A 10,446-nucleotide genomic window follows, 5' to 3' on the forward strand; every position below is an offset into this window, starting at 1 on the left:
AGAAAAAAAGAGCCATCTCGCAATAGAAATTACTTTCTATTTTGAGACGGCCCCTATTAAATATATTGGAAATATAATTTCATTTGTAGTTTTAATAATAAATTTTATGTAATAAAAAGTTTATTTGTGTTTACGGCATTATGATTTTATGCCAAATATATAGCGAGTTGTAGTATAATTAATCATATATTTATATGTAAACGTAAAATATACTAAATCTTAAAGTAGTTCGAGAGTATAATGCGTACATAACACAATAAAGAAAAGGATGGGAAGTATGAGAAAAATAAAAAAACACAGAAAAACTAAAAAACGCACAAGCACACTTGTTTTATTATTTATAATATTTGAATTGGTGTTTACAACAATTACTGGCCCATTTATGATTTATTATGGTCCATTTAAAAATGTGAAGACTACAGTAGTAGGTGCGGCAATGACCACTTATTCATTACAATGGCTTGCAACAACCTTTTTATCTAAAAAGGCAATAGCAAAAATTTTGGACAATCAAGGAGTGCATGTTTTAGTCCAAAATAACTTAGATGGTGTAAAGGTAGAAAATAAAGATGATGGTAGTATAGAAAGATATGATATAAAAGGAAATAAATTTAAAGGCTACATATTATTAATTAAAGACCCAACTAGGTTAAAAGTAGGTTACACTAGTTTGCTTCATAAGGAAGGACAATTAACTAGTGATATTGCAAAGGATAATAATGCGATTGCAGCAATCAATGCTGGTGGATTTAAAGATATAGATAATGGAACAAAATGGATAGGTACAGGGGCAAATCCAACTGGTATTATAATGGCTAATGGAAAAATTGTTTCGAATGATATAACAGATGTTAATAAAAAAGCATCAGTTGTAGCAATGACTAAATCAGGGAAATTATTAGTTGGCCCTCATAGTCTTTCTGAGATGAAAACAGCTGGAGTAACAGAGGCAGTATCTTTTGGACCAGCACTTATAGTTAATGGACAAAAGACTATTACTAAAGGTGATGGAGGATGGGGTATTGCACCTAGAACGTGTGTAGCTCAAACAAAAGATGGAGCGATAATATTTTTAGTAATTGATGGTAGGCAGTTAGGAAGTTTAGGAGCTACTTTAAAGGAAGCACAGGATGTATTATATGATTACGGAGCTTATAATGCTAGTAACTTAGATGGAGGTTCTTCTTCTACGTTATTTTATGATGATGAAGTTATAAATAGCCCATCAGATAGTTTGGGAGAACGATCTGTACCTTCAATTATGTATATAGATAATATAAAATAGATTTAAATATATTATGGAATATTTGAAGTTAAAGGAGAAAGAAATATGAGTTGGACGAGAAGAATAGTCACATGGGTAGTAGTATCTTTATGTTTACAATGTTTAGGTCTCTTTTACATTGATCATTATTTTTTAGCTACTAATTCAAAGGCAGTTTCTAAAAAAGTTGTCGAAGATGTAAGTACAAAATCTAAAAAAGATGATATTACTATACCAACAAATGCAGAAAATATATTAGTATCTTATGATGCAAAATATATTTCTTATTATGATGATGAAAAATTAGTAATTGTTAATTGTTTGACTGGTAAAACTAAAAGCATAAAGCCTGCGGATGGATGTAAGGTTTCTTTTGCTTCATGGGTGCCAAGCAGAAATAGAATGCTTTTAGTAGAGAAAGAAAGTGATAATGAATCTAGTAACTTAATATTATATTCTTACGATGCCGTAAAAAATGAAAAAGTAAAAACGATAAAATTAGATAAAAGTGTAACTAACCTTAAAGTAGACGGTATTCAAACAGCACCATTAACGGGACTTACTTATGTGAAGCTATCAAACAATGCTAATAAAACCAGTATTTATAGAATCGATAGAAACCCAAATATGTCAAAGATTGATACAATACCTAAGCTCGTGGGTAATATTGTATTGACTCGCCATGAAGATAAATTGGTATATGAAGGATTAGTCTATAATAAAATATATGTTACTGGTAATCAAAATGCCATAAGTGTTGGAGGTGTTGATAACCTTACATTAATTGCTGCTGCTGCTGATGATGATACTATATATCTTGCAGAATTAAAGGATAATTTAATAAGTAAAGTTTATTATGGTAAAACGTCACAAGATACTAGTACATGGAAATCAATTGAATTAAATACACCTTGCTATAAAGAAGAGTTATTTGTATCAGGTAATGGTAAAATATATCAACATGATTCACTAAAAGGTGTTATTAAAGATATAAATTCTGGAACTCAAACTACCTATCACGGGAAATTTATTCAACTATATGATAAGGGAGTAGTGTCTCTTGTAAATAACACAGTCTCTTTTACTCCGTTTAAATAATTATAAAATTAAAAATATTTACCATTATTGTAATATAGTAATATGGAGATATGATATACTTTTTATAGATTCAAGCGGATAAAGGGGGGTATTTCTATGGCAATAAAAAAAAGGTTTTCAAGAAAGACATTAAATATCATTGATTTTGTATGGATTTTTTTTACTATGATGATAATACTAATTATAAAAGATGTGTATAATTTGAATTTTTGGGTATATCTTTGTATCGCAATTTCAACTTTATTAATTGGTCAAACTTTGGTTAGAAAAATTTTTAAGGTTAAGGAAAATAGCTGAGGGTTATATGTGATTAAAGGAGGATTGACATTGAAAAATATTAAAAACTTAACAGAAGTTAGAAAAGGTTCATTAAAAACAAAGGTTGTTATAGCTACTGCTATTATTGCTATGACATTTGTAACTGTAGGTGGGTTAAATAGTACAAGCTATAAAAGTAGTACAAGTCGTATTGATAAAAATATAAAAATTTTTGCTAGTGTATACGCAACGCAATATGGCGTAACAACTACAAATAACTTGAGTGTAAGAAGTGGAGCTGGAACAAATTATTCAATCCTTGGAAGTATGAAAACTGGAACCAAAGTTATTATGACAGGTAAAACAAATAATTTTTATAAAGTAACTTATAATAGTAAAACAGCTTACATAAGTGGACAATATGTAAAAATAACAGCTAAGCTCGAGGTAGTAAAACCACCCACTGTATACACAACGCAATATGGTGTAACAACTACAAACAACTTGAGCGTAAGAAGTGGAGCAGGAACAAATTATTCAATCCTTGGAAGTATGAAAACTGGAACCAAAGTTATTATGACAGGTAAAACAAATAATTTTTATAAAGTAACTTATAATAGTAAAATAGCTTACATAAGTGGACAATATGTAAAAATAACGGTTAAACCTGTGGTAGTAAAACCACCCACTGTATACACAACGCAATATGGTATAACAACTACAAACAACTTGAGTGTAAGAAGTGGAGCTGGAACAAATTATTCAATCCTCGGAAGCATGCAAAGTGGAACCAATGTTATTATAACTGGTAAAACAAATAATTTTTACAAAATAACTTTCTTTAGTAAAACAGCTTATATAAGTGCTCAATATGTAAAAATAACAGTTAAGCCTGAGTTAGCGCTAGCAGTTGTTAGTATTGACTAACCTATGGGAAAATCAAGATTAAAAATATTAGATTTAAAAGCACATTGATATAATTAATCTCAAAATGACGCCTTTTTTCGTAATTTTTGTTGGGGTAAGATACAACAATTATAACTAACATAGGCGCCATTATTTTTTATTATAAAATTTAATTATACTAAATATTGACAAAACAAATAATAGAGAGTACCATGTAGTTAATAAGCATTATTAGCAAATAATAAATAAATGGAGACGAGAATATGAATGAAGTAATTAAATTATTAAATAATCATAGATCAGTTAGAGATTATAAATCTGATGCTGTAAGTGAGGCAGATTTAGACCTTATAATAAAAGCTAGTCAAGCTGCTCCTTCTTCTATTAATGGGCAACAAGTTACTATAATTGGTGTTCAGAATGTAGAGAAGAAAAATGAGTTATCAAAACTTGTGGGAGATCAAGTTTATGTAGATAAGGCACCTGTTTTCTTAGTGTTTTGTGCAGATTTTTATAGAGCTAAGCTTGCAGCTGAAATTAATGGGGAAGAGTTTGTAATTACGCAAAGTGAAGAATCAAAATTAGTTGGGGCAGTAGATGTAGGATTAGCACTTAGTAATGCTATAGCTGCAGCAGAGTCATTAGGTCTTGGAATTGTACCAATTGGAGGTATAAGAAAAGAAGCTGAGGCAGTAGCTGAACTTTTAGAATTACCTGAATTTGTATATCCCATGGTGGGACTTGTCATTGGTCATCCTGCTGATGAGTCAGAAGTTAAACCAAGATTTCCTAAAAATGTGATCTATAATAAAGAAGTTTACAATAAAGATCCACTAGAGTTAAAATCAGAAATCAAAAAATATGATAAAGTAGTTAAAGATCATATGATAAAAGTAACTAATGGTAGACTTAGTAATTCATGGAGCCAAGATATATCAGGAACGTATAAGTTTTTTTATTATCCAAAAGTGAAGGCATCACTTGAAAAACAAGGATTTAATGGTAATAAATAAAAGTAAATTTTATGATTAAAAAAATTGTACAATCTTTCCTTTTAGATTATTATATCCTAAGGTTAGATTATACAATTTTTTTTTATTTTTTTTGTATTTTATTGAATCAATTTGCTAAGACTAAATAAACACCATATTTATCTTTATAGTCTTTGTTTTTAGCAGCATAATCAGTCAAAAAGTAACCTTTAAAAAGAGCGATTATGGAAATCAATATAATAAAATTTTTTATCCTCGAATTAATTTTCATAACATTTCTCCTTTCTCTATATTACTATGTTATTATTTTGCTCTAAAATAATATTAAAAACCTATTGAAAGATAGGGAAATTGCTAAAATATATACATGGGTAAATTGTTAAACAAAAATTGTTGTGGTAATTTTATTGTATAAATTTTACACAGAAACATGGATAAATTTTTTGTTAACAATCAAAGGTAAAGTGTAAAATGATTATAAATATGATAACATATTGGTATTAAGCAAAAAAAGGAGAAACATGTCGAATAATAAAACAATAAAAAAAAATAATAAAAAAAATAAAAAAAATAAAAAAATATTATCATTGTCATTGGTTATTTTGTTAGGTGTATTTATCATCTTTTTATCTATGATATCCAGTAATAATAAAATTACTGGTACAAAAACGAATTTAACAGAGGACTTAAATAAAAACAAGAAAACCCAGGTAAAAAAGAGTGACCTTAATGTAACTCAAAAGGATGTAGATGTGGCAAACAATAAATATTCTAAAAGTTCTAATAAGGATATTAAAAAAGAAGATAATAAAGCTTCGGATATTGATAAAAAGAAAGAATTACAAATTATAAGAGGGGAGGTTGAAAAATCTAATCGAGTTACAAAGGAAAAAGAGAAAAACACTAAGGATGTTCAAGTACAGGCAGCTAATAAGCGACTTGCGCTAGTCAAAGTACATGGTGAATTAAAGAACGTTTATTTACAAGTTGATTCTAAAAATGAGAAAGAAATGTTATCAATAATGATTTCAACTGTGGGCAAACTAGAAACCAATCCTTCCTATGATTTTAGGGCAGATTTGGTCAAGGTTAAATCCGTTTATGGTAAGCTTCCTTCGGATAGTAAGAGTGATATTAAATTAGCAATATTTTGTAATATTGATGGAGATAGTATAACACAATTAAAAAAATCTTTTGGATTGTAAAAAAACTATCCAAATACATATACTGTATTTGGATAGTTTTTTTAAAAAATATTAAGTTTATTTGCATAAAAAATTAAATCTACTTAGGTAGTTCAATATCGCTAGGAATTTCAAGTCCTGCCATTTTCATTAAGTATAATGCGTTTCTAGTGGTAGAAACACCAACTCGTAATTTATAGTCAAAGTATAGTTTGTTATCTTTGTAATATTCACGAAGGTGATAATTTCTAACTTTTCTATTTGTTTTTTCTATGTCACCAAGTTCTAAGTCATGAGTAGATACAAAACCTAAAGCATTTTCATTACTTAGTTTCGAAACTAAAACTTTAGCACCGGTATGTCTATCAATAGAGTTGGTTCCTTTAAAAATCTCATCTAATAAGAAAAATATTGGTTTCTTATCTTCAGTTGCTGTTACAAGTTTTTTTATTCTTAAAAGTTCTGCATAGAAGGAGGAAATATTTTTTTCTAAATTATCACTTGTTCTCATGCAAGTGTAAATATCCATTATAGAGCAGGTAAAACTTTCACAGCATACGGGTGCGCCGGTATATGCCAAAACCAAATTAATACCAGTTGTACGAAGTAGTGTGCTTTTACCTGACATGTTGGAACCCGTTATTAAAATAATGTTTTGTGACTTGTTTAGATAAATATCATTGTATATTCTCTTATCTCCAAGTAATGGATGACCTAGTTTTTTAGCATCAAATATAGGTGGACTATCTTGTAATTTTGGCATAGCCCAATCACTGTGTTCAAAGGCAATGGTTGATAAACTATTTAATGCTTCCATTTCACCTATAACTTCAAGCCAAGTTTTTAAAGAGGATGCACTAGCTTTTTTAAATCGTTGTAGATTTATTAAACATTGATAATCCCATAGAGTGAGTATATTTATTGGTAAATAGTATATGTTTTTTCGGTCAGATATTACGGTTACTAGATTTGCTAATTTTTTAATTTGAGTGGAAGCATTCACTCCATCTTTATTTACAAGCTTTTCTTTTAATTTTATTAAGTACTCTGATTTGAATTTTTTCTTTTCTATGTGTTTAAGTAGCCTATTATATATAATAATAGAATCTTTATATTGATAAACTGTATCTAAATTTCTACTTACTTCTTTATACCCAAGTAAAAGAAGTATTATATGAAGGACTATTGCTAACATAAATATTCTATATGATACTCGCGATAATATAAAAGATGCTACTAGAAGAGATAAGGTTATTATAGGTAATATTCTTATTACGACTATAACTAGTGGTTTTAGGAAAAATTCATTTTTATCCTCTGCCCACTTAAACAATTGTTCTGGATCATGATTTTTATTTTGACTAAGTATGGCTTCTGCTTCGAATCTTTGTGTCCATCCAATATTTTTAGAAAGTTCTTTTATAGCTTTCTGTCTTTTGTATATTTCTTCAATATTATATTTAGGTTTTTGGAGTGTTTCCTTAAGCTTTTGACGTCCTAGGTAAGTTATGCAGGTGTTTATCCATTGAAAAAGAGAGTTATCACCAAATATATCTAGGTCTCTTGAGTAGCTGTGAGTTTCATCAACGAAGTCCTGTCCGCTATCAGAAAAACCCTTCCAATTGTTATCTAGACGTTTTAGGCAATTTTCATTAATTTCACATAAAATAGTACAGCGGATTTTATTGTGTTTTATTTTTTTATGTTTTATTGCGAGTGTTATGAATGTGATAAGTGTTGTAATTAATACAAAAGTTGTTAAGTAATAAGCATCTCGCATATAGAAAAAAATTGTAAAACCTAGTCCAGCTACAAAGATTATTAATCTCAATAAGCTTATAAAACTTATGGTTTGCGTTTGCTTTGTTAATAAATTTTCATAATGTTTTTTTCGTTTTGCGTAAGGCGTATTTTGTCTTTCCATAATAACCTCCTAAGGATAAGTTCATTATATATATAATACCATATTAAAGGCATGGACCGCAATTTTCTATATTAGTATAATATTGTAAATTAGTACGAATTACTTAATTTAGACTTATGAATATATTAATTGTGGTAAAATATAAGTAGATTGTTAAAAGAATAATATATAAGTAAAGGGATAAAGGAGGAAGATATGTCTAGAACTAAAAGGAAAAAAATAAGAGTGGTGCCAATTATTTTATTAGTGGCATTTGCAATCTTTGTATATATGGCATTGTATAAGGATGAAGTTGTTGTTGATAAAACGGCTACCTCAAATGTTATGCAGAAAATTAGTAAAGAAATACTAACAAATGGTGGACAATTTGAAGTAACTCAAGAGGATATGAATGGAATAGTTAAGTCGTATTTTAAAGAGCCTATCCAAAAGGGCGATATAATAGTTAAGGAAGTTAACACAAAAATATCAGATAATAAAATTTTGATTGAAGTTCCATTTAGTTATAAGAATCAAGATTTATTATTTTCATCCCTTGGGAATATATCAGAGCAAGATGGTGAGATTACATACGATGGTGACAATTTTAAAATAGGTAAGGTTCCATTGCCTAAAAAATTTGTAATAAGCCAAATTTCAAAACAAGGTAATGATAAGTTCTATGTATCTGGTAATTTAATAAAGATAAAAGAAGGGGTATTTCCTCTTGCGATAAACAGTCTTGAAATTGAAGGGGACAAATTAGTGGGAAAGGTGGGATTTAAAGCCTTAAAATCACTAATGGAAAATCTAATTAATTAATGTACATTTTAAATTAAATGACTTAATCTTTCTTAAGTATAGGAGATGATGTGAAATTGAAAATAACTATAACAGGGGACTTATATTCAGGGAAGAGCAGTGTAGCTAAGGGAATATGTGAGGCGATGGATTATACCTATTTTAGTGTGGGTGAATTACAAAGAAAGCTTGCGGTAGAAAAAGGTATGTCTATTATTGAATACAATGATTATGTGTTTCAAAACAATTTAGATCATGAGGTTGATTGTAGAACCGTTACAATTGGGATAGAAAATGATGATTTTATCTTTGATGCCAGACTTGCATGGCACTTTATACCACAATCTTATAAAATCTATTTTAAAGTAGATATAGATATTGCGGTAGAGCGGGCTATGCAAAGCAAGAGAGGAAAGTCCGAGAATTATACTTCTAGGCAAGAGGCTAAAGAGAGGATAATTGTAAGAAGAGGACTTGAGGTAACAAGGTTTAATGAAATGTATAACATTGATTTAAATAATGATAAAAATTATGATTTGGTTATGGATACTTCACATATGACTATGGATCAAGTGATTAAGAAAACTATAGAAAAGTTGAGAGAATGTAATAATAAGTAATACGCGTATTTAAATAAATGCGCGTATTACTTTTTTTATTTATGGATAACTTTCATAAACACTGCAAGTATTCCAGAGGTGATAAGTGGACCTACAGGCACCCCGCCTAAAAATGATGCAGCGGCTACTGCTCCGACTATCATGGCAGGCATTATATCACTATGTCCCTGAACAGTAAGATAGTTTAAACCTTGCCCGCTTAAATATGTTGTTAAAAAAGAAAGTAATAATGCTATTATGCCTACCCAGGATGTAAATACACTTTTTATGTTTACGGATGTTATGGTGCCGTTAGCGATAGGTATCATAATAGCAGCTATAAGAAGTATTAGCCCCCATGTCATTCCGCTTTTTTGAAGAGGTGGGTACACATATTTGTCTAAGCCTAAAAGTTTTGCCATAAGTAAAAAACATGTTGCAATGGCAACCGAATTTGCTTTGCCAAATATTGAGGCGGCAAGAATTAACAATAAAATAATGGTTGGATTCAAAACAAGTCATCTCCTTAAAAATATTTCTTTATATTTATTTCTTTAGGTAATAAACAAAATATACAATTATAATATACTATTCGGTTTATACGATATTGGTTCTATAATAAATTATTTAAATTCACAAATTAGACAACTAAAAACATAAATCGACTAATAAAAGACTATATAGCCAATAATCATACTAATATGTAGCATATGTGACATTTTTATCTATATATCGGTCATACCCTAATATTGATAGAATTGTAACATTTATTCAAAGTTTATGGAGTTTTCCAAACAGGCAAACCTATGATAACATATAAGTTGTTAGTAATAATTTATAATAAGAATTATCTAACTATGTATTATTATATTGAGGAGAGGTTATATGTTAGAGTTTAAGAACATACGGAAGGTTTTTAAGAATAAAACCGTAATAAACGACATTAGTTTTACAGTAAATAAGGGAGAATTTATAGTTATTGTAGGACAAAGTGGTTGTGGTAAAACCACAACATTAAAAATGATTAATAGATTAATTCCACCGACATCAGGAAGTATAAACTTAGATGGAAAAAATATACTTAAGCAAGATACAATTAAGCTTAGGCGGAATATGGGATATGTTATACAGCAAACAGGTCTTTTACCACATATGACAGTTGGAGAGAATATTGGGATAATACCAATGCTTGAAAAATGGCCAGAAGATAAGATACAAGCAAGGACTATTGAACTTTTGAAAATGGTTGGTATGGAGCCAAAAGAATATAAAGACAGATATCCATGTGAATTAAGTGGAGGTCAGCAGCAAAGAATTGGTGTTGCAAGAGCTTGGGCAACAAATCCAGATGTAATTCTTATGGATGAGCCTTTTAGTGCATTAGACCCAATTACTAGAAATCAACTTCAAGATGAATTATATAATCTTCAGCAAGAATCTA

The 10,446-nt window shown here is 29.2% G+C and carries 12 protein-coding genes; 9 read left to right on the top strand and 3 right to left on the bottom strand.

The features are described from left to right. Positions 1–277 precede the first annotated feature (277 nt). From Q0649_RS22770 to Q0649_RS22790, 5 genes are all read left to right on the top strand, one after another. Complete coding sequence (locus Q0649_RS22770; RefSeq protein ID WP_298847387.1) at positions 278–1,285, top strand: phosphodiester glycosidase family protein; 1,008 nt, start codon at positions 278–280, stop codon at positions 1,283–1,285. A 45-nt stretch (positions 1,286–1,330) separates the two neighbouring features. Next, positions 1,331–2,362 (top strand): hypothetical protein, encoded by a 1,032-nt coding sequence (locus Q0649_RS22775; RefSeq protein ID WP_298847391.1) that lies wholly within the window; start codon positions 1,331–1,333, stop codon positions 2,360–2,362. 96 nt (positions 2,363–2,458) lie between these two features. Continuing rightward, on the top strand, positions 2,459–2,659 hold the full coding sequence (locus tag Q0649_RS22780) for a hypothetical protein (protein ID WP_298847394.1): 201 nt from the start codon (positions 2,459–2,461) through the stop codon (positions 2,657–2,659). Positions 2,660–2,689: 30 nt separating this feature from the next. After that, entirely contained in the window at positions 2,690–3,547 is an 858-nt protein-coding gene (locus Q0649_RS22785) for an SH3 domain-containing protein (RefSeq protein ID WP_298847397.1), read from the top strand. Positions 3,548–3,789: 242 nt separating this feature from the next. Next, on the top strand, positions 3,790–4,539 hold the full coding sequence (locus tag Q0649_RS22790; protein ID WP_298847399.1) for an NADPH-dependent oxidoreductase: 750 nt from the start codon (positions 3,790–3,792) through the stop codon (positions 4,537–4,539). A 106-nt stretch (positions 4,540–4,645) separates the two neighbouring features. On the opposite strand, the gene Q0649_RS22795 is transcribed toward Q0649_RS22790, so the two are convergent. Continuing rightward, positions 4,646–4,789 carry a hypothetical protein gene (locus Q0649_RS22795; RefSeq protein WP_298847401.1) on the bottom strand — a complete coding sequence of 48 codons (144 nt, stop codon included), beginning with the start codon at positions 4,787–4,789 and terminating at the stop codon, positions 4,646–4,648. A gap of 250 nt (positions 4,790–5,039) precedes the next feature. Here Q0649_RS22795 and Q0649_RS22800 point away from each other — a divergent pair, with 250 nt between their 5' ends. Then, on the top strand, positions 5,040–5,723 hold the full coding sequence (locus Q0649_RS22800; RefSeq protein WP_298847402.1) for a hypothetical protein: 684 nt from the start codon (positions 5,040–5,042) through the stop codon (positions 5,721–5,723). A gap of 79 nt (positions 5,724–5,802) precedes the next feature. Here the strand turns inward: Q0649_RS22800 and Q0649_RS22805 are convergent, their stop codons facing one another. Next, the gene (locus tag Q0649_RS22805; RefSeq protein WP_298847404.1) at positions 5,803–7,626 is read right to left on the bottom strand and encodes a MutS family DNA mismatch repair protein; all 1,824 of its coding nucleotides are present in this window, start codon (positions 7,624–7,626) and stop codon (positions 5,803–5,805) included. A gap of 195 nt (positions 7,627–7,821) precedes the next feature. Between Q0649_RS22805 and Q0649_RS22810 the strand changes: the two genes are divergently transcribed. Then, positions 7,822–8,427, top strand: a complete 606-nt coding sequence (locus Q0649_RS22810) for a hypothetical protein (protein ID WP_298847408.1) — start codon at positions 7,822–7,824, stop codon at positions 8,425–8,427. 56 nt (positions 8,428–8,483) lie between these two features. Further along, entirely contained in the window at positions 8,484–9,026 is a 543-nt protein-coding gene (locus tag Q0649_RS22815) for a cytidylate kinase family protein (RefSeq protein WP_298847411.1), read from the top strand. Positions 9,027–9,061: 35 nt separating this feature from the next. On the opposite strand, the gene Q0649_RS22820 is transcribed toward Q0649_RS22815, so the two are convergent. Next, positions 9,062–9,517 (bottom strand): DUF441 domain-containing protein, encoded by a 456-nt coding sequence (locus tag Q0649_RS22820; protein ID WP_298847413.1) that lies wholly within the window; start codon positions 9,515–9,517, stop codon positions 9,062–9,064. Between the two features lie 373 nt (positions 9,518–9,890). Here Q0649_RS22820 and Q0649_RS22825 point away from each other — a divergent pair. Then, on the top strand, positions 9,891–10,446 hold a 556-nt coding region (locus tag Q0649_RS22825), incomplete at its 3' end, for an ABC transporter ATP-binding protein (RefSeq protein ID WP_298847417.1).

The organism is uncultured Clostridium sp. (assembly GCF_937920395.1).
Taxonomy (GTDB): Bacteria; Bacillota; Clostridia; order Clostridiales; family Clostridiaceae; genus Clostridium_AD.

Excerpts from the sequence above, each read along its gene's own strand:
- Q0649_RS22770 (WP_298847387.1), top strand. The coding sequence starts at position 278 with ATGAGAAAAATAAAAAAACACAGAAAAACTAAAAAACGCACAAGCACA.
- Q0649_RS22775 (WP_298847391.1), top strand. The coding sequence starts at position 1,331 with ATGAGTTGGACGAGAAGAATAGTCACATGGGTAGTAGTATCTTTATGT.
- Q0649_RS22780 (WP_298847394.1), top strand. The coding sequence starts at position 2,459 with ATGGCAATAAAAAAAAGGTTTTCAAGAAAGACATTAAATATCATTGAT.
- Q0649_RS22790 (WP_298847399.1), top strand. The coding sequence starts at position 3,790 with ATGAATGAAGTAATTAAATTATTAAATAATCATAGATCAGTTAGAGAT.
- Q0649_RS22795 (WP_298847401.1), bottom strand. The coding sequence starts at position 4,789 with ATGAAAATTAATTCGAGGATAAAAAATTTTATTATATTGATTTCCATA.
- Q0649_RS22800 (WP_298847402.1), top strand. The coding sequence starts at position 5,040 with ATGTCGAATAATAAAACAATAAAAAAAAATAATAAAAAAAATAAAAAA.
- Q0649_RS22805 (WP_298847404.1), bottom strand. The coding sequence starts at position 7,626 with ATGGAAAGACAAAATACGCCTTACGCAAAACGAAAAAAACATTATGAA.
- Q0649_RS22810 (WP_298847408.1), top strand. The coding sequence starts at position 7,822 with ATGTCTAGAACTAAAAGGAAAAAAATAAGAGTGGTGCCAATTATTTTA.